The organism is Draconibacterium orientale (genome assembly GCF_900111425.1).
Classification (GTDB): Bacteria; Bacteroidota; Bacteroidia; order Bacteroidales; family Prolixibacteraceae; genus Draconibacterium; species Draconibacterium orientale.
Map to the genome: position 1 here is coordinate 1 of NZ_FOHT01000024.1, position 20,491 is coordinate 20,491.

At 40.5% G+C, this 20,491-nt stretch carries 14 protein-coding genes and 1 tRNA gene; 3 read left to right on the forward strand and 12 right to left on the reverse strand.

The genetic code is table 11. The features are described 5' to 3' along the window. Positions 1–92: 92 nt before the first annotated feature. Positions 93–308, reverse strand: coding sequence for a (2Fe-2S)-binding protein (locus BMW53_RS13375; protein WP_038559766.1), 216 nt, complete (start codon positions 306–308; stop codon positions 93–95). A 198-nt stretch (positions 309–506) separates the two neighbouring features. After that, entirely contained in the window at positions 507–1,289 is a 783-nt protein-coding gene (locus BMW53_RS13380; RefSeq protein WP_038559763.1) for an HD domain-containing protein, read from the reverse strand. A 145-nt stretch (positions 1,290–1,434) separates the two neighbouring features. Here BMW53_RS13380 and BMW53_RS13385 point away from each other — a divergent pair. Continuing rightward, a tRNA-Arg gene (locus BMW53_RS13385) sits at positions 1,435–1,506 on the forward strand. A gap of 149 nt (positions 1,507–1,655) precedes the next feature. Here the strand turns inward: BMW53_RS13385 and BMW53_RS13390 are convergent. The 10 genes from BMW53_RS13390 to BMW53_RS13435 form a co-directional block, all read right to left on the reverse strand. Further along, the gene (locus BMW53_RS13390) at positions 1,656–2,990 is read right to left on the reverse strand and encodes an ATP-binding protein (protein WP_038559760.1); all 1,335 of its coding nucleotides are present in this window, start codon (positions 2,988–2,990) and stop codon (positions 1,656–1,658) included. Next, positions 2,991–5,129, reverse strand: coding sequence for a DEAD/DEAH box helicase (locus BMW53_RS13395; RefSeq protein WP_074780781.1), 2,139 nt, complete (start codon positions 5,127–5,129; stop codon positions 2,991–2,993). 336 nt (positions 5,130–5,465) lie between these two features. Continuing rightward, positions 5,466–7,661 (reverse strand): PepSY domain-containing protein, encoded by a 2,196-nt coding sequence (locus BMW53_RS13400; RefSeq protein WP_038559757.1) that lies wholly within the window; start codon positions 7,659–7,661, stop codon positions 5,466–5,468. 3 nt (positions 7,662–7,664) lie between these two features. Next, the gene (locus tag BMW53_RS13405) at positions 7,665–8,162 is read right to left on the reverse strand and encodes a DUF2271 domain-containing protein (protein WP_038559754.1); all 498 of its coding nucleotides are present in this window, start codon (positions 8,160–8,162) and stop codon (positions 7,665–7,667) included. A 9-nt stretch (positions 8,163–8,171) separates the two neighbouring features. Next, positions 8,172–9,677 carry an ankyrin repeat domain-containing protein gene (locus tag BMW53_RS13410; protein WP_081804848.1) on the reverse strand — a complete coding sequence of 502 codons (1,506 nt, stop codon included), beginning with the start codon at positions 9,675–9,677 and terminating at the stop codon, positions 8,172–8,174. Between the two features lie 100 nt (positions 9,678–9,777). Next, positions 9,778–11,112, reverse strand: a complete 1,335-nt coding sequence (locus tag BMW53_RS13415) for a DUF4374 domain-containing protein (RefSeq protein WP_038559752.1) — start codon at positions 11,110–11,112, stop codon at positions 9,778–9,780. A gap of 19 nt (positions 11,113–11,131) precedes the next feature. Further along, positions 11,132–13,549 carry a TonB-dependent receptor gene (locus BMW53_RS13420; RefSeq protein WP_038559749.1) on the reverse strand — a complete coding sequence of 806 codons (2,418 nt, stop codon included), beginning with the start codon at positions 13,547–13,549 and terminating at the stop codon, positions 11,132–11,134. Between the two features lie 1,190 nt (positions 13,550–14,739). Beyond that, complete coding sequence (gene lnt / locus BMW53_RS13425; RefSeq protein WP_038559746.1) at positions 14,740–16,326, reverse strand: apolipoprotein N-acyltransferase; 1,587 nt, start codon at positions 16,324–16,326, stop codon at positions 14,740–14,742. A gap of 14 nt (positions 16,327–16,340) precedes the next feature. Next, positions 16,341–17,249 (reverse strand): bifunctional metallophosphatase/5'-nucleotidase, encoded by a 909-nt coding sequence (locus BMW53_RS13430; RefSeq protein ID WP_038559743.1) that lies wholly within the window; start codon positions 17,247–17,249, stop codon positions 16,341–16,343. Continuing rightward, a complete protein-coding gene (locus tag BMW53_RS13435) occupies positions 17,249–17,881 on the reverse strand; it encodes a 5'-nucleotidase C-terminal domain-containing protein (RefSeq protein ID WP_038564883.1) in 633 nt (210 codons plus the stop codon). The genes BMW53_RS13430 and BMW53_RS13435 overlap by 1 nt, the downstream gene beginning before the upstream one ends. 202 nt (positions 17,882–18,083) lie before the next feature. Here BMW53_RS13435 and BMW53_RS13440 point away from each other — a divergent pair, with 202 nt between their 5' ends. Beyond that, on the forward strand, positions 18,084–19,136 hold the full coding sequence (locus BMW53_RS13440; protein ID WP_074780797.1) for an N-acetylmuramoyl-L-alanine amidase family protein: 1,053 nt from the start codon (positions 18,084–18,086) through the stop codon (positions 19,134–19,136). 960 nt (positions 19,137–20,096) lie between these two features. After that, complete coding sequence (locus tag BMW53_RS13445) at positions 20,097–20,453, forward strand: thiol-disulfide oxidoreductase DCC family protein (protein ID WP_038559740.1); 357 nt, start codon at positions 20,097–20,099, stop codon at positions 20,451–20,453. Positions 20,454–20,491: the final 38 nt, after the last annotated feature.

Below are 20,491 nucleotides of genomic sequence, written 5' to 3' on the forward strand. Positions count from 1 at the left end.
ACACGAAGTAATGATATCGTACGAACTAAGATTTAAGAAAGAAGAAGTGGTATCGCCAAGATACTTCTAACGAAAATATTTTGATGTTGTGTTTAGAACCCGAGTCGCAGCTTTCCTTGTTGTGGCTTGGGTTTTGTTTTTAAATGGTCTTCAACCAAACCATCAATAACAGGCAAACAACGACCACAAGATGTTCCGGCACGTGTTAACGATTGAATCTGCGAAGTAGAATCGGCTCCTTTTTCCAGCAGTTTTTTAATCTCTGCCTCATCAACAAAATTACACATACATACCAGTCGGTTTGCCATTATTTCTGAAATTTAATAAGGATTATAACAATATTTCGGGCATTTCCAGACCCCTCGAATTCGCATAAAAACTGTTTTACCAATAGATAAAACCATTTTTAGCAGGGATTGTTTCAATCGCCCCAGGCAGTAAGGTACGAATCGCCATTATTATCGTGGCATTCCGTTCCCAAACAGCAGCCCGAATAAATTTTTTCATCAGGCAATAAACTTATTCTCTACGAATACTTTTACTTTTCGATAGATTTCAATCACTGTATCGTTTTTGGGCATCGAATTATAGATTTTCTCCAGGTAACGTTTTTCCATCATCAACTCGAACGACGGCCTGTAGTTTAAATCGTACACCCACGAAAGCTGCATAACTTTAATATCAAGTTCGTTGGTAATACTTTCTTTTGCCACTAAAGCTCCTTTTAAAATCTGTTTCAACACATCTTTTGATACCGATACGCCTTTTGGCATTTCCCAGGTTAAAGTATGATTTGGCGTTGCCTTCGGATTGGAATAATAATCGGTTATTACCCGCAGTATATCGAGCTTATCGACATCGCGAATTAATTTGGCAAAAAGCCGTTCTTTATCGGTCATATCTTTTGTAAGGCCCAACTTATTGTGTTGCCCGATTGCCAGTAATATTAATTCTTCCTGACCTTCATCCAGATCATTAAAAAAGTCGCCTTGCTGTAAAACGTCAATTCCCAATTCGGCATGATCAACCGATTTGGCATCATTAAAGGTGTTGTATTCTTTCAGCTGCCGAAACCTTCCAATGTCGTGAAATAATCCAATAAAAAAGGCCAATTGAGCTTCCGTTTCGTTAAGCTCCATATTTTTAGCCAATAGTAAAGCCAGGTCAGCAACGCGTAGTGAATGATTTTTCTTGATCTCGAAATTCGTAAGCTGCTCCTCGCTAAGTCCTGTAAAAGAGTCAATGTAATCATTGAACTTCTTTATGGCCAGTCCTGTTTTCTCCTCCATATTCATAGCTTTATGCCGACAAATGTAGCGATATAAAAAAATGTGCGGTAAGTGAAGAGGGCGATTTTATCAACATTTATTGGTAAGCTAACTTGAATTTGAACTATGGACATTCGGGAATTTTGTTACTTTTGCAGCCGATACCGGTCCCATAGTTCAATGGATAGAATACAAGATTCCGGTTCTTGCGATCTGGGTTCGAGTCCCGGTGGGATCACTTGGCTTCATTTGTCTTCAAAAGGGTATGATTTGGCTTCATACCCTTTTAGCTTTTTTGAAAACTATATCATATCCATCTTTTCGACGGCCCCTCTTAAATTGACCTTGGCGCAATTATGGCGCGATTATGGCGCGATTATGGCGCGATTATTTGTTGAGCTTCCATTCTATTTTGTAAACCGCCCCTGCACCAATACCTGTTAAAGTGAAAAAACCTTTTTCAACTAGTTCTTTTAACTCCCTAGTTGCGGTTCTTTGTGAAATGCTGTTTATTATTTGATATTCGCTGTTCTTAATTTTTCCATTCTCTTTAACAAACTCAACTGCCTTTATTTGTCTTGCATTTAAACCTTCATAATAATATTCCTCATCAACTGTTTCTCTTGGTTTCATAACTGTAACACTAATTCCTCCAGAAGAAGATTCTATCACAGGTTCAGGTAGCCCAGCCTTTTTACATTCGTTTATGATTTTTATTGTTCCACGTCCCCATGCTTCAATTAGACCGCCTTTAAAGAATGCACTCGCAAGAATTGGGTTGTGCGGACGAGATGAATGCTTCTTTTTCAAATCCTCAAATGTCAAGTCTTCAGGCAGCGAACCTTCATTCCATACAATGAGTTTATCGTCATAAACACTTATTTGAATTGGCGCTCCCATATAATCCCGATGCACGATAGCGTTCAAAATAACCTCACGAATAGCTTCATAAGGATATTCCCAACTCTCAACACGTTGCAAACCTTTGTACGAAATTGGAGAAACAAAAAACTTTCGGTCAAGAACTTCCAAGACTTTATCTGCCAATTGAAAAGCATTTCCTTCAATTACTTCCTGAAATCGCAAGTCATCATCAGTTTGTCCAAACCTGCCAATTTTCACAAAAGCATTTATGAAAAATCTACATGGATTTTTGCCAAACAACAGTATTGCCGAACGTTTGAGGTTCCCACCTTCCAACAGTAAAAGGTTGTCAAGTATTTGTTCCAAGTTTTCTCCCTCTGCAAGAAATGGCAATCTTTTACTTATAGTAGCTCCTTTTTTAAAGGCTTCAATAGCAGAAAGGTCAATATCCTCAAAGTTAGCACGTGGTTCAACAACATCGTCCCATGTTTTTCCTGCTTTCTTAAGCAGAAGATTATTTAGAGCATTTCCTTTAAGTTCTTGTTTGGTGCTTCCACTTCTGTAATGATATTTTCCTTGGTATGAGATGAGTACATCGTATGGTTTTACATCAATCTCAATATAATCTTTTCCGTCTTCCTCTTTTAAATCGACGTCGCATATTATTCCAAGTTGTGTTTGAATTTTGTTTGGAATATCTTCCATTAATCGCTTTGCCTTTGCAACCCCGACAATTTCTCCATTGTCATTTTTACCAATGATTATCTTTCCTCCTTTGGCATTGGCAAAACCACAAATCCACTTGAGGTATTCGTCCCTCCAACTTTCTTTCCATTCTATATTTTGACTTTCCGGCATCTATTTTAGTAGTTTATTATAATATCGTTTTCGTTGTTTGAACATCTTTTCAAAGTAATCAATTTTTGAGTCACGATAATCAAAAATTACTGGTGGATTTTTTGAACGTTGGATTCGACCAATGTATTGAATTAGTTTTCCCTCGAAAGCAAAAGGGTAAACAATAAACAAGCACTCCAAGTTACTAATATCAATACCTTCTCCAAAGAATTGCCCCGTTGAAATTACAATCTTGAAATGTCCCTGTTTTATTTGTTCAATTTTACTTTTTCTTGCACTTTCCGCATCATCTCCATGAATTGTAATTGTTTCATACTTGTCTTTTAAGTATAGATTGAGAATATCAACGTGCGCTTTTCGTTCAGATAAAATCAAAATTGTTTTGAATCTTTTTGCATTGTTCTCGACGTCCTGAAGAATCAGCGAATTTCGTTGCGTATCATGAACCAAAATTCTCGAAATAGTTTCGTATTTGTCAATCTTGTAATCGAAAGGGGCGAATAGTTCGGTTTCCTTGATGTTAATTTCTGTTTGGATATTTCTTTCCGCCAAAAACTTTTGCTGGTTAACCTGATAAAGAATATTTCCGATATAAACGAAAATCAGTTTCTGGTCGTTGTTTTTTCTTTTGGGAGTTGCTGTTAAACCATACAAATAGAACGCATTAAAATTGACAATTGCTTCTCGAAATGATTTTGCAGGAATATGATGGCATTCATCAATAATAATTGTTCCAAAGGCATTCGCTACCTCGTTGTAGTCATCTAATCGCGATAAAGATTGAATCATTGCAATAGTAATTTGCTTGCCAATCTTTTTCTTTTGATTTCCGAACTGTCCTATTTCTTTTTTTGGAATTTTTAGAAAATCCTGAATGCGTTCAATCCATTGGTCAAATAACTGTTTTCTATGAACGATGATTAGAGCCGGTTGTCGTTTTTCTGCAATTATCTCAAGTCCGATTACTGTTTTTCCTGAGCCAGGCGGTGAAACAATTACACCAAAATCCTTTTCACGTATTTTCTCAAGTGCAATTTCCTGATGGTCTTGTAATGTAATCTCCGAATCAAAATCAATGGAATCTTTTTTCTCTCGTCTATCAATTATCTTGAAAGGAATTTTTTCTTTAGTACAGAATTGAACCAATGATGCAGAAAAACCTCTTGGAATCATTACCTCATTTTCTGACTCCTCAATTAACTTGAAGAACTTCTCGGTATTGAAAACGCTCTTTCCAAGGTTCTTTTTTGCAAGATAATCTGAGTTGTAAAAATTCAATTGTTCTCGCAGAAAAACGATTAGCTTTTGGCTTAACTGTGTACGTTTAAGGTAAATCTGATTACTTATGACTATTTCTAGTTCATACGGCTTGTTAAACTCTGGAGAGGATACAAAAACTTCATTAGGTTGAACATCGAATAATTTTTCATACAGGTTTTTTAGTTCCGAAATAGAAACCTTCTTAATTGATTCTAAAAACTTCCACTGATTTTCAATTGGTTCAAAGCTTTTGGGATTAATGAAACAAGAATTACCATTTGCTATTGATTTTCCTTGGAACGGAAGTGCAATTAAATTTCCCATTCCTTTGCCTGAATGATAATCCTGATTTGGAAATAACCTGTCAAAACTTGGTTCTTTTTCAAAATGCGAAATAATATTTGCGTGTCGCAGTAACTCAAACATAATTTTTCGACTCTGTTGTGCCGGAAAAGCATTTTCAAAGAAAATCCATAAATGACCTCCATTGCCCGAACGGGAACGTTCTATATAAGATGGGATTTTAAATGCTGAACAAGTATTTTGTAGTTTTAAAATTGTTTCTAGCCAGTTTTGCTTGTCAAAATCAACCGCAATAAAATAGGATGTATTATCTTCGAGTAACGGATAAATTCCACACGTTTCTTTTCCCGAAAAGTGTGCTTCTATTGCTGAATTATCAAAGGGCAAATACTCTTTGTTTTTATAGTTTTTAAAAGTTCCTCCTTGAGCTTTGTGTTTGTTGTAATCCGTCCAATCAACTTTGTATACCGACATATAACCACTTCTTCCGTTCTTTTCCCAACGAACTGCATAAATATCTGTTCTTCCTCGGAAAAGTGATTTGTATAAGTTGATATGATTCTTCTCGAACAACATCTCTCAAAGATACTTATTCCGCAAATAGATGAAAATACCTTTCGTTTAGTTTGTAGTAAACTTGCTTTTCAAAATTCCAATTGCTTAGTTTCTTAAACAGTTATTGAACTCTTACATTCTTAATTTCCTATTCTGTTGTTTTGTATTCATAAAATTCAGCACACCCTCAAAATCCTCCTTCATAAAGTTCGACATCTCGCCGCTTGGGATCACAAAGCGGGGATTTTATCAGAAATGATGGAATCCCCTTTTTTATTTTTTGCCTGAAGCCCGTCGGCTGCAATTATTTCTATCAAAATTGCTTTTAAATAACTCTAAATAATCCTTTTCCATAGATCAATAGCAATCCATCTTCACCTGTTTCCGGTTTTGGAAATGGCTCAGGTCTTTTTGCAGGTAGGTGCTGCAAATGGTTTGCAGTTCTTTCACTACATCATGCTGCATGGCAATCGAGCCGCAAATCATTACACAACCGCCCTTCTTTAAAATACCGGCAATTTTAGCCCCGTCTTTTTTAATCAGGTGTTGTACATAAACTTTTTGAGTTTGCATTCGCGAGTATGCCGGACTAAAGTTATGTATCCTTTTGTCGCGCAGCGCTTCATTAATATACATTCTGTAAGGTAATAGCGAATCGAGGGTTCGGCCGCCCCAGTATAAGTGCAGTTTTTGCCGGCCGGTGTTCGAGGCAATCATTCCTAAAAAAGGCCCCATACCAGTTCCTGTGGCAATAAGCACCACCTCTTTTGTATTTTTCGGAAGATAAAAGTTCAGATTTCTGACTACCTCAGCCGATAATACTTCTCCTTTTTCCAGTTGGCTCAACATTGTTGAGCAAATTCCATTGGGGTATTTTTTTACGCTTATGGCCAAAGTATTATTTCCCAGGTTTCCGACGGAATAAAGCCGCTCTCGCGGATCGTCCTCGGGAATAACCGATAAAAGATCGCCCGAAACAACTTTTGCGCCTTTCGTATTTTTTAGCGTAAGTAAAAAAGTATTCTCTTTTTCATTTTCAACACGGTCGATCACTTCAAAATCGGAAACCGGATTTTTAGAAAGTTTTAGTTTGGGTTTCTCGAGTTGAAGAGTCAGTTGCATTGCTTCGGCCCAATGCGTTACCCACCTTGATAACGCTTCAAAAGAATGACTGTTTACAGTGTGTACTTCACCTAAACTATTAGCATTGGGAAGATTTTTCAGTAAATCAAAAACCTCGTAGGCAAAGCGGCAATAATTCGGATAGGCAGTAGAGCCAAATCCCACAACAGAAAAAGCGAATGGCTGTTTTTGGTGGTATTTTGTTGCCAGCTCCCTGAAGCGACTGGCACTGGCTGGTGGTTCTCCCTGCCCGTAAGTAGCGGTAAAAATAATGAGCTGTTTCATGTTTCTGAACGGCCCATAATCGTTCATCAATCCTAAATAACTTTTAATGCCGGCCTTTAGCAATTGCCGGTGAAATTCGTGAGCGAATTGCAGGGTGGTAGCTCCTTCGGTACCTACCAATACAATATGGCTGCAATCGTTTCGCGAATAGTTGTTTTTAATCTGAATCCGCGGCCGTTTAAAATAAATAACGAAACCTGTAAGCATTAAAAAAAGAATGGCCAGGCTTCCGGCTGCCAAAATTACACTCCAAACAATACTTCCTTCGCCGGTATGTATTACAGTGGCCCACGATGATGCCACACTAACCCAAGGGAATTTCTTTTCGGTAATAATCTGCCCGTTAAACTGGTTTAACAACACCTCGCGGTCTTTTAAACTGATGGTATAATAATCTTCAACAAAATCGGAAAAAGGATACTCCACTTTTCTAAGGTCTCCCAGAGTAGTAGTATTCAAGAATTCGAAAGTATGCAGCGGAAGCTTCGGTTCATCGGTCAGCGTTTCATAATCCACTTCGTGAATAATCTGTTCCCCGGGAATGAGATTAAATCGCAGTAACGACAGGTACGAACCGCTTAGCGATAAAACAATAATGGGTAATAAGGTCATCCGGGCATAAACAACGTGGTTAAACTGCGAAAAGTTTTCGCGAACCACCGGCGCAAAGAAATAGCGCATCCCGCCCTGGCGTTTGGCAATAAGCACAATACCCGATACGGCAATCAGAAAAAGTAAAAAGGCTGCCAGGCCAATCAGAAAACGACCGGGAGCTTTAAGAAACAACGACCTGTGCAAACTGGTACTGAACTGAAAAATGGGAGCCTTTTCAATCGCTGGCCCCAGTTTCTCTCCGTTAAATGGATTTACATAAAACTGCTCATTTTCTCCGTCAATAATAGCCTGAACGCTAACAAACCCGTTGCGGTCGCGTGAGATGGAAAGAATTTCGTCGTATCGCGCATTCAGGTTTGTTAATGTCTCGGCAAGTGTAAGTTCATCGGCCTGTTCGATATTGTAGGGACGTATTTTATTCGTTATCGGCTCAACAGCCAGAATTACACCGGTAACCGAAGCCACCAATAAAAACAGGGAGGCTACTACTGCAAGCAATAAGTGGCTGATACGCCATATCGAAAAAACCATAACTTACGAATTTGGCATCATGCGGATATAACGGATATAACCTTTCCCGTCAACTTTGTTTCTGATGGTGGCCGAATTCAGCTCTATTTCAGCATCAACCTTATGATACTCCTGATTTTCGACAGCCGACTCGAAGCGTATTTTATAGCCGCTGTCTATTTGTGAAGCATCAAGTACCAAAGCGATAATATTGCGTTCGCCATTACCAACTGTTGCTCCGGTAACAGCATCAATATTCTCGTTTTCAGCGTGGCTGAATGCCCACCAATCTTTAAGGTCGGGATACCATTCCGGGTCATCGCCCTGCATGTACAGGGTTTTTACATAATCGCCATCGGGATTCATTAACGACACCACCACATAGGCATATTCGCCCGTATAGTTTGCCATTTGTATCATACACTTGTACGACACCGTAGCCGGTGCCTGCGCAAAAGAAGGTAAAAAGAAAAGCTGGGCAAGTACGATAACTGATAAGGCCCGTTTTATTATTCTACTCATTGTGTTCAATTATTTCAAAAATTCTAAACTCACATTGTTTTCACTCAGCAATTCATTTTCCTGAGCCAGGTCGTAAGCGGTCTCGCCAAACTCAGTTGTTGCGTTAATATCGGCACCGTTGGCCACCAAAAACTTAAGTATTTCTGCATCACTCGATTTCATGGCCGCATAGTGCAAAACAGTGTTTCCCTGGTCGTCTTTTGCATTGATATCGGCATCAAAAGCCTGAACTTTTATCAGCAGCTCCAAATTGTTTTTTGAAATGGCCAAATGCCACATGGTACTGTTGTCGGCTTGTCGTTTTTTGAAATCGAAACCGGCTTTGCGTAGTGCTGCCACTTTCTCGTCGAAATCGCGCGGATTGCCACGAGTTTCAAAAAGATAATAGGCCAGATTATTTCCCTTTTTATCCAGAATATTCGTTTGCGCACCTTTTTCAAGCAGATAAGCAACTACCGAAGCACTGTTAGTCTGAATGGCAAGCGTTAAGGCAGAGTGCCCCTCGTTATTCGTTTGGTTGATATCGCTTGTATGTTCGGCCAAAAAGCTAATCACCTCTTGTTTGTTGCGCGATACGGCATTCAAAAGCGGTGTGTTTCCGTCTTTATCTGCCGAATTTGGATTTACTCCTTTAGCGATAAAATACCGGAAAATTGCCAGGTCGCTGGCAGAGCGCGAAAGATTGTGCAGCGGCGTTACTCCATCGTTTGAAGTAATATTCGGCTCAAGTCCTAATCCTTCCAAATATTGAAAAACAGCCAAACTGTTGCTGCTGCCTCTTCCGCCACGACTGGCAAACAAGATGGCATTTTCGTTGGTGTTGGTATTTTTATCGATTGTAACTCCTCGGGCAACCAAAGCCTTCAGCACATCGATATTTCCTCCCTGAGCAGCAATATTAAACAATCCGTTACCATGGTTGTCGCTTGTATTTAAACGTAGCCCTTTGCTGATGAAATAATCAATTAAATCCAGATTTTTCACCCTTGGCGCGGCTACCAAAAGCACATCGCGTCCGTCGTGGTCTTTTTCGTTCTTTAAATCGGCCCCGCTTTCAATCAGGAAATCGTAAATCTTCGTGTTGCTTTGGCCCGAAGCAGCCGTAAACTGCGTTGCAGAATAGCCATGCGAATCTTTTAAATCAATTCGGGCCCCTTTTCCCACCAGATATTGCACCAGCTCGAGATTTCCACGGGAAGCGGCCCAAAAAATATAAGTACGCGAATCGTGTGTACGACGGTTTACATCGTTGCCTTTTTCAATAAGATAATTGATGGTAGCTACCGGGTTTCCGCCAAAAATAGCAAAAGTGGTAGGGTCGTATCCGGCGCCGTTGGCCTCGGTAAGCGAATGTCCCTCGGCAACTTTGGCTTCAATATCGTTAAGATCGGGATGTGCAGCCCAGTACTCTCTGTCCAGAAACGGATTCTGACTGCCGCGCTGCGCCATACTTGTAAAAGCCGTTAGTAAGGCGAATATTCCGAAAAAGAAAAACCTTAAAGTTTGTGTTTTCATTATTGATTCAATTTAAATTTTTGAAAGATATTTTGTGAGTAAAGCGCTGTGGAGCAAAATATCCCACAGCGCTTTTCATTCAACTTGTAATTTAAAAAGACTAGAATGTTCCGATAAAGTGGCTTCCTTCGGCATTAACCATTTCAGCTCCTTTTGTTACTTCACCGGTTTCGGTATCAATTACATAAATGTTTCCGTTTTCGCCTACCGGGGCCTGAGTAACGTAAACCTCTGTTCCGTCAACAGCAAAACCCTGGTATTGGAACAAATAAAAATCGGGGTCGTAAGGAATGTCATCGATTTTTACGGCAGTTTTCGCTTCTAAATCAACCAGGGCAAAAAATCCCTGCGCTCCGGCAACTCCTTCTACCGAGCCTGCATGGCGGTAAGCCAAAACAGCTTTACCGTTTGAAACTGGTCGCCAGGCAAGAATATAAGCATCTTCGATACCTAACGCTTCGTCTAAATTAAAATCGTAACTATCGTCATATTCGTTGTTTGCATCAATTTTCAGAATATGCGAACCATCCGGATCGGCCTGGTTGGCCTGGTAAACGCTTCCGTTATACAAAAATGCGTTGATACTGCGGTAACCATTGGTATTGCCGTGACCCACTGAAGAAGTGATAACCGAAGGATTCAGTAAAGACGGGTAATCCAGAACAATGGTTTTTGAGCCTAAAATTTCAAAGTTACTCTCGCTTTCAGCAGTTGCAGGGTCAACCTTGCTCAAACGCACTCCGATATAAAGTTTATCGCCGGCAGCGTTCAACACGGGCATATCTATTCTGGAAATGTAATAACCTTCGGCTTCTTCTTCGGCACTTAATGCGATGCTGTGCTCCTGAAATTCTTTAATTTGAGAATTTGCCAAATCCAGTGTTAAAACGCCCATGGTAGCTTCGGTTCGAACGTAATTCTCGTTTTCGTCGAACTGATGCTCGGTAGAAACATATACGGCGGCGCCGGTTTGGTCGCCATCAAAAAGTTTTATCCAGCGGGGAGCAGAACCAACGTAAGGCGCAATACTGATTGAAGTTCCGCTTTGTGTAAAGTTTTGGCCACCTTCAACGGTGTATTTCGTGTAGTTTCCGCCTGTATCGCCGGCATAACTGATGTTGAAAATGGTATTGCCATCTTCTGAAGATTGCAACCTGGCCGTTCTGTTCGATGGAACGATAAATCCGTTTTCGAAAGGATCGACTGACACTGTTGGGTCTTTCGCTTCTTCGCTATTAATCGCATAAATTAATGTTCCGCCGTTCCCATCTCCGGGGTTTTCGCCCATTCGGGCTGCAGCCACAGTAATCCATCTTGTTTCTGTCGGATCAGGTGTTGGAATTAATTCGTCGTCATCGCTACTGCACGAAGCCAGTAATCCGCCAAGAACAAGAACAAAAGCTAAAATTCTGGTATTTAAAAAATTACATTTCATCGTATAAAATTTTTAGTAGTTAAAAAGAGTTTATTGTATAATTTAATTTCAGGTACACCGCCCTACCGGCTTTTTGTACCGATAAGTTGTCGTACACCGGTTTGTCGAAAATATTTTTCACATCGCAACTCATAGTAAATGCCTTGTTTGGGAATGTATAACTCAGCCCGGCATCGTGGGTAAATTGTTCGGGCACTTTAAAAAAGTCGTCGCCAACGGTGTTCGATCCCTGCGGAACTAGGTACGAAAACTCTTCGGTAAAATAGAATGAGCAGAAGAGGTTCAACCGGCTGTTATTTTGTATCCAATTATTGAAAGTGTATCGCAGGCTTCCGTTCATGGTAAAAAATGGCGTGTTCGGAACATCAATTTCCACACCCCTGTTTTCAACCGTAAGGTTAAAGCGCGAGATATTAAAGTTAAGCCCGAAATTACGATTGTAATTGTAATCCAGCTGAGCATCAACGCCTTTTGAAGAGCCACTTCCCTGATTTACATACAAAATGAGTTCATCATTTACATTGAGCGATGTTTCGATGGGAAGGCCAATGCGGTCTTTTATGTTTCGGGTGAAAAAGTTAGCCGAAAGTCCAAAATTATGCTTTCGTAGCGAAAAAGTTCCCAGGCGAAATCCCACATTATAGTTGTTGCTTTGCTCGGGATTGATGCTTGAATTGGCCACTACGTTATCCCCGTCGTTACCAAATATTTCGGTTTCGTTAGGAAGGCGTATTGCTTTTTCGGCCGATGTTAACACCGTAACCTTAGAAATCAGTGCGTAAGACAAGGCAAAACCATATCCGTTGTGCTCTTTGTTGCTGCTTACCACTTCGTCAACAATCTGATCTTTTCCGTCGGCATCGGTTTCAATGGCCGGATCGACACTAATTGTTTTTTGCTGATAATGCTTTCCAAACACATTGGTTTTTAAGCGGTTGTCGAAGGCATTAAATTCATAGGTAAAAGAATATATGTTTTTACGCAAGTCTCGTGTTCCGCTAAAGGTATTTTCCATTACCGATCGCATTTCATCACTGTCCTCCCGGTCTATTCCGCTGAAAACGTGGTTCAGCAAAATCCGGTGATTGGGATTGATGGTGTAGGAAAGGCCTGTTCGGATAGACGATACGTTTCGGTTAATTTCAGATAGCGTTGGCCCACCTTCCTGCTGCGATCCCCATGAATACCGGTATTCGTTGCCTCTGAAATCGATGGCCCGCTCGCCATTCCAGCTGTAAGCCCAGGCTAGCGTATCAACCAGGGCGCGATTACGTTTGCCGTACAAACCGTTCACATTCAAGTCCAATCCGCGGATAAAAAGATCTGTTTTCTGATAACTCAGGTTGGCCAGCAGCGCATCCGATTCCATAAACCGGTCCTTGTAAGGGGTAATGGTAAGAAAAGCGCCGTGCTGAATTTCTTTATAGTCGTCGGAGCCGGTAACGCCAACAAAAAACTGATCGGCCCATTTTACGTCGATAAAACCAATTTGCACCATACCGCCGGTAGAGCGATAGGCATCGTTAAACCGCCGGGCAGTAACAGGAGTTTGCACACCGCCCAAACCGGTAACCACAACACTTCGGCCCGACACTTTGTAATCGTTGTCGGAATAATTATGGAACAGCGATGTTTTAACGGTTAAACCCGATTTATCGAAGCGGTAAGTGCCGTTAGCACTTGTTTGAAAAGTGTTGAAAGATCCGTACGAAACGGAGGCATTGAAACTGGTTCTGGCCTTTTTATGAAGCTGAATGTTAATGGCGCCACCCAAAGCATCGTCAGCTAAATGCCCCGGAACCACACCTTTATAAACCTCAATTTGCTTAATCATTGACGGCGGAATGCTACTTAGGTTAAACGAAGATCCGTAGGTTGAAATGGGAATACCATCGATAAAAATTCGAACAGCGCTTCCGGATAAACCGTTTAGCGAATATTCCACGTTGGAGCCCAAGCCTCCGTTTTGACGTATTTTTACGCCTGCGGTTGTGTTTAACAATTCGTTAGCCTGAACACTGCGCAAACTTATTTCTTCGGTTTCAACAGCACTCATGGCAAAGCCCTGGGTCTCCAGCTCTGTTTTCCTGGATTTTCCGCTAACAATAACTTCATTTATGGTTTCAGCGCTTTCTTTTAGCACAAAATCGAGTTTCGCCCGCCGGTTTGCGGCACTTGTTTCAATAGTTTTTGAAGCTTTGCCGTAGCCTATAAACGAAACCGAAACTTTGTGTTTTCCATATGGGACATGAATTTCGAATTCACCTTTCTCGTTGGTAAGCGTACCTTGTGCAGTGCCATTAATTACCACCGATGCAAATACCAGCGGGCTGCCATCATCCGAAATTATTTTGCCATAAACCGAACTGTGGTTGGTGTTTTGCCCAGAAACCGACATTACGGCCATAAAGAATAAGATGAGGAAATATTTGCCCATTACAGGTATTTTAAATTTTTATTTTTATTAAGATTTGATATAAATGAGTGACTAAAAAAAATCAATCAGTACTGGTAATGCTATTCTCTCCGGACTTCGACGGTGCTATGTTTTCACTTATTACTGTAATTATTCTTATAGTCATCTGTCTCTTCCCAATTCTTTTATTGTTTTACAGTAATAATTGTTTTCACTCCGAATCATTATCATTATGAGGGCAAAATTAAATTTTTGAGTACCCGCCGGCAATCCCTATTAATAGGGATTTTACAATCGGAAAGAGATCTATTGCATACGTTTTTTTGTGTATTTTACCTTCTGTGCCAATTATTTTAAAAGCTTCGCTGAGCCTATAAACAACATTTATTTTTATGTTATAAATTATTCTGTTATACACGACTTTTTAATACAATAGTTTCGTTACGAATTCGTAAACCGGCTGATTTAAGTGCCACAAAAAGAGCGAGTAACATGCGAAAAAAAGGGTGTTTCCACATGTACCACGGATTACCATTGAGGCGAGAATTCAGGATAAAGGTTTTGCTTTTTTTTACCGATAATTATTGGTGTGAGGAAGCAGGAAATAAATCCAACAACGCGTAGTAATTAATAGGGATGGCCGTTAAATAAATGCGTAAAAAATCAAGGCCTACTTATTACGTTAGTGAAAAATTACTGTTTGTTACCGCATAAATACGATATAATAAAGCTCCTGTATTACTCCACCCTATTATTTTAAGCATTACATTTTGTTCGCGTAAAATCGAATAATGGAGTTCGGAATTTACGATAACATATCATAAACATCTACGCGGTAAAACAACTCACATAATACGATAAAAGTTTCATAAAAATCGTTACGATTTAATAAACTATCCAACAACACATTACCTTTTCATTCATTAAAATTAACCTCCAAAATTTGCATATACCAAAGCTTACGCCTACATTTGAAGTATAGAAAACGAGTTCTTTGAGAGAGAAAAAATATTTTCCGCATTAATCTATAAATTGGTAAACTCAACAGAAAAAATTAAACCGAGTAAGCTCTTTATGGTTGTAAAAGCAGGCCTTGTAGTCCCGATTTATCGGGGTGAGTCTTCGGACCGATGGAAGTTTGATCAGCCGGGCGCTCAAATCCTGTTATACAGGGGTTATACACAATGGATTAGTGCGGATTTTTTTTGTCTTTACGCGAACCTTCTCACCAACACCAGCAACACCATTAATACGCTTATAAACACCGAAGTACGGGCGATAAAATCGCCATGTTCCACGTAAAAAGTCAGTGCTTGATTTTTGTTGATTGTTCCGGCAATAGTCGTTTGCTGCCACCAGTTTGTAGCCTGCAAAACATCGCCACGCTGGTTAATAAAACACGAGGTTCCGGTGTTTGCCGACCGAGCGATGCTTCGCCGCGTTTCAACGGCCCGCAACTGCGAAAACAGAAGGTGTTGCTTGTATCCGCGCGAGTTTTTCCACCATCCATCGTTGGTGATAACAAAAATTACTTCAGCTCCTTTTTTAATGTAACCGGTCACATAGTCACCAAATACTGACTCGAAACAAATTACGGGTGCAATAACAGCTTTTTCGGCTACCAGGTTTGAGGATTCTTTTTGGCTTCCCAGCGAACCGGAAGCCCCTCCCAAATCAATGTAGTTGTTCTTAAGGAAGGAAAGATATTTTTGGAAAGGTACCTTTTCAACTCCGGCCACCAGTTTCGATTTATGGTAAATCTGTATCTCACCGGCTTTGGTAAAAAGCATTGCCGTGTTGTAGCGATCGTAAGTTACGCCATCGTTTTGCTGTGCGGTGTATGTAATATCCTCTTTGTTTTCGTACACTTCGTAAGACGAAACGCCAAACACCAGTTCCGCCTGGTTATACTGCTGAAGAAAGTTGTGTAAACGGTTTAAAAATGCATTCGAATCAAAAGTTGCTTCATTCCAAAGGGTTTGATGTTCAAACAAAGTTTCCGGGCCAACAATAAAGTCGGCACTATCGCTTGTAACTTCGGCGGCCAACCGCAGAAAATCATCCAGTTTTTGCGTTTCTGCTTCCATGTCGAACCTTTCGCTATACGGATCGACGTTGGGTTGAACAATGGCAATGTTTATGGGATTTTCCGTTTCCCGGTATGAAGCGTACATCCGAAAAGAAATGATTAACGGAACGACCAGCAAAAGCAGCATTGCAGTTGAACTTGTAACGGTCTTTTTTAATGAACTTTTCAGCTGAATATTCCGAATTAGCTGAAAGAGAAATAAATTCACAAGCAAAATCCACAGCGATCCGCCAAAAGTTCCGGTATATTCGTACCACTGAATGATTTTTACATCGGTGGCTAACACACTCCCCAGTTGCAGGCAAGGCCATTCAATATCCCATTTAAACTGCAGGTACTCCAGCGAAATCCAAAAAACAACCAACGAAATATAGCCCAGTGGCGATGATAATTTTCGGTGAATGGAATGCGCTCCCCACCAAACGAACGACAGCAGAAAGGCATTGAAAATCATGGCCGACCCCACTCCTGCCAGCGAAACTTTTGCCATCCACCACGAAGCCAGAATATTCCAAATCAAGGCTGCCAGAAAAACATGCCCCCACAGCGAAACCGGGGGAAAACCTTCTTTAAACTTATAAAAGAAATGTTCGAGAAAAAGCAGCGGAACCAATGCAATAAAAAGTACCCAGCCGGGAAATCCCAGCCAGGGCAGACTTAACAATACACCGGTACCAGCAGAAAGCAATAGCCTGTGAAATCGTTGCATCGGCAGCTGAATTTTTATAGCAGATCGGAATAAACTGCTTTTTTATTCCTTTTTGATTTTTCGAAAACAAAATCTATTTTTCCAACCACAAGACCACCCCACCAGGCTTGGTTTACAATTACAGTCTGTCCGAGTTTGTTCTTTTCTTCCAGTGGTTTTTCAAGGTACGAGTGTGTGTGTCCGCCAATAATTAAATCGGTAAATGATGTTTCGGCAGCAAGAACCATATCGCTTACCTTGTTGTCGCGGTAACGTAATCCGATATGCGAAAGACAGATTACCAAATCGCATTTCTTTTCATTTTTCAGGAAACTTTCCATTCGCTGTGCAACAACCACCGGATCGTTATAAACGGTTGCTCCGTAATTTTTCTTCCCAACCAGGTTTTCCAACTCGATACCGACCCCGTAAATTCCGATTTTTACGCCATCGCGCCTAAAAATCTTATACTCGGGGAAACTTCCCGATAATATGGTGTCCGAGAAATCGTAATTCGAAGAAATGATGGGGAATTCGGCATTGGGCAGCGGATCTTTTATTCCCTGTAATCCGTTATCAAATTCGTGGTTACCAATTGTACTTGCATCGTAACCGGCCTCGCTCATCACCTTTAACATCAACTCGCCTTTAAAGTAGTTAAAGTAAGGCGTTCCCTGAAACATATCGCCGGCATCGAGCAACAGGGTATTCGGATTTTTTTGACGCTCAAGCGCAGCCAGTTTGGCAATTCGTGCTAAACCGCCTTTGTTGGCATATCGTTCGTTACTTCCTGTAAATGGTTCGATATGACAGTGAATATCGTTGGTGTGCAGTATCGATATCGTGGTAAAATCTTCGTGAGCAAACAATTCGTAAGGTACCGCTCCTAAAGTAATTCCGGCTGTTCCGGCGGCCACATTTCTTATAAATCTTCTTCTATCCATTATTTTATCCTCCCATCCAGCTTTGGGTTAACATGCTTATTATTACCGCTCAATTCTTCCAGGTAATTAATTATCAGATCACGTATTTTTTCGCCACTGTTTATAAACTGCTCATTTTCGGCCAGCATTTCCAGTCCATCGCCACCGGCAGCTACATAATCGTTAGTTGCCAACCAGTAACTTTTATTGAAATCTATTTTCTCGCCCTGAATTTTCACATCAGTAGCTTTATCATTGGCAATAATCATTTCCACACCGCCAACACTTCCACCTCCATGATCGGCAATATAATCCAGAAAGGCCTGCATTTTGTCGCCTTTTAATTCCAATAAAACCAATTCATTCTCAAAAGGCATTAACTCAAAGATATTCCCCACGGTTATTTCACCTTTGGGGAGCGTTGACCGAATACCGCCATAATTAAAAAACGATACGGCAGGAGTAATATTCAGTTGCTGATTGTTGGCCACCACTGCTCCCTGTGCAAGTAGTAAATCGGCCAGAAAGTTTGTGAGCAGGCTTTCAGGCTTGCCTTTAACCAATTCATTTTCAGAGATGGCTAACACCCGGTTCATATCTTTTTCAAGAATGATTTTGTAGGGCGCATAAAGCTGAACAATAGTACTGTCCATTGTTCCAACTTCCTCTGACACAGAAATATTACCGACTTCATAACTTTTTTGAACATACTGTGTTTTACACGAAAAAGTGAACAACAGGCAAGTTATTAACAACAGATAGCTGATAGTTTGTCGCATAAATAAATTATAGTTTTTTTCGTTAATTCTATTTTAGCATTAAATGTTGTTCAAAGGAAACAAAATAGTAGTAAACATGTTCGGGTCAAACTTACATATAAATTCAGTTACCAAAATACTTTTCATCTTATTTCTGGCAATATTTCTACTTCCCTTAAACAGCCAGTCGCAAACCAAAGAAGTTGTTGCACTAAAAGGCGATGGCATTTACCGTTTGCTTACCAGGTATGGTTTATCATCAGTAGAATATATGGATGATTTTATTGCCTTAAACAAAAGCAACCTGGGGCAAAATAATACCCTATTTGCCGGCGTAAAATACAAACTTCCTGATACGGCAAAATTGCCGGCAACGCCTGCTGCAAGTACCACTCCTTCAAAAGGAACCGGCAAAATGGTACACTACGATATTTTTGGCAGTAAGTATGCCGATGTTGAGATTTTAAGTAACGACCTGAAAGGAGCTGTTTATTACCTGGTAGGAGGCCATGGAGGCCCCGATCCCGGCGCTGTTGGAAAATACAATGGCTACCATGTTTATGAAGATGAATACGCTTACGATGTTACTTTACGCCTGGCACGAAAGCTTATTGAAAATGGCGCTACAGTGTATATGATCACCCGCGACAAAAACGACGGAATACGTGATGAATACAGCCTGAAAGCGGATAAAGACGAAGTTTGTTATCCGAACTTAAAAATTCCGTTGAACCAAACCAAGCGACTGCGTCAACGAACTGATGCGGTCAACCAGCTTTATAAAAAACACAAGGGGTCCTTTCAGCGTATGATTGCCGTACACGTGGATTCAAGATCAAGAAGCGAAAACATCGATATCTTTTTCTATCACGATAAACGCAGCGAAACAGGAGAAAAAGCATGTAAAATTCTTCGCGACACGATTGAAAAGAAATACCACGAACATCAGCCTAACCGGGGTTACACCGGCACGGTATCGAACAGAAATTTATACGTTGTGAGAAGTACGTGGCCTACAGCCATTTTTATTGAGCTTGGCAACATGAACCACCAGCGCGATGTTAAACGTTTGGTTATTCCCGATAACCGCCAGGCAGTGGCCAACTGGTTAACATTGGGGTTAATAACCGACTATAAAACCAATAAGTAGAGGGCTGCCAGTCAATTGGTCATTGGTCATTAGTCATTGGTCATTGGTCATTAGTCACTAGCTGACGCAAAATAGCGACAGGCAATCTTACAATTTTTCAAAAAAAGAGTTAACCGCAAAGTTGCTCAAAGGAGGCACGGAGTTTCACAAAGTCGTTGCTCAATTAAGCATTCAAGCATTTCAATCCCTCAATCCTTAAATTAAGAAAGTTAACCACCGAGATTCACGGAGAAATCTCAGAGTTACGCAAAGAATAAAGCTACGAGCGTGTGAAATCAAGTATCGTTGACTATCCAGTATCCAGAATCTAGTATCTCGTATCAAGTATCCAACACCAGTAACCAACAATTTGTCAGTGTCCAATGTTTCAATAAAGGAGTTAACCGCAAAGTTGCTCAAAGGAGGCACGGAGTTTCACAAAGTCGTTGCTCATTTACGCATTAAAGCATTAAAGCATTCAAGCATTTCAATTCTTCAATCCCATAATTAAGAAAGTTAACCACAGAGATTCACGGAGGAATCTCAGAGTTACGCAAAGAATAAAGCTACTAGCGTGTGAAATCAAGTAGCGTTGACTATCCAGAATCCAGTATCAAGTATCTCGAATCAAGCATCCAACAATTTGTCAGTGTCCAATGTTTCAATAAAGGAGTTAACCGCAAAGTTGCTCAAAGGAGGCACGGTGTTTCACAAAGTCGTTGCTCATTTAATCATTCAAGCATTCAAGCATTTCAATCGTTTCAATAAAGGAGTTAACCACAAAATTGCTCAAAGGAGGCACGGAGTTACCCAAAGTCGTTGTTCATTTAAGCATTTACGCATTCAAGCATTATTGCATTCAGCATTCAAACATTTCAATCCTTCAGTTTTTCAGTCCCTCAATCCCTCAATCCTTAATCCTTAATCCTTCCTTCAACCTAAACGATTACACGTTGTTATGCTAGTGTGAAGCAAAAACAAATGATACTACTTTTCGACGGCGTTTGTAATCTTTGTAATTCTGCAGTCGATTTAATTCTAAAAAAAGCGCAGGAGGACGATTTTAAGCTTGTTGCGCTACAATCGGAAGAAGGACAACCACTATTAAAGGAGTTTAAGTTACCGCTTGAAATTAACACCGTAGTGCTAATTCAAAACAACCAGGTATTTTCCGAATCGGATGCGGTAATTGAAATCTGCAAGCACCTTAAAGCTCCCTGGAGCTGGCTGACTGCATTTAAGCTACTGCCCAAAAGCTGGCGCGACAATTTATATCGTTTCGTAGCCAACAACCGCTACAAATGGTTTGGAAAACGAACCAGCTGCCGTAGTTTCTAACGCATAAACTCCTTCCCTGCATCTATTATTACCCTGCG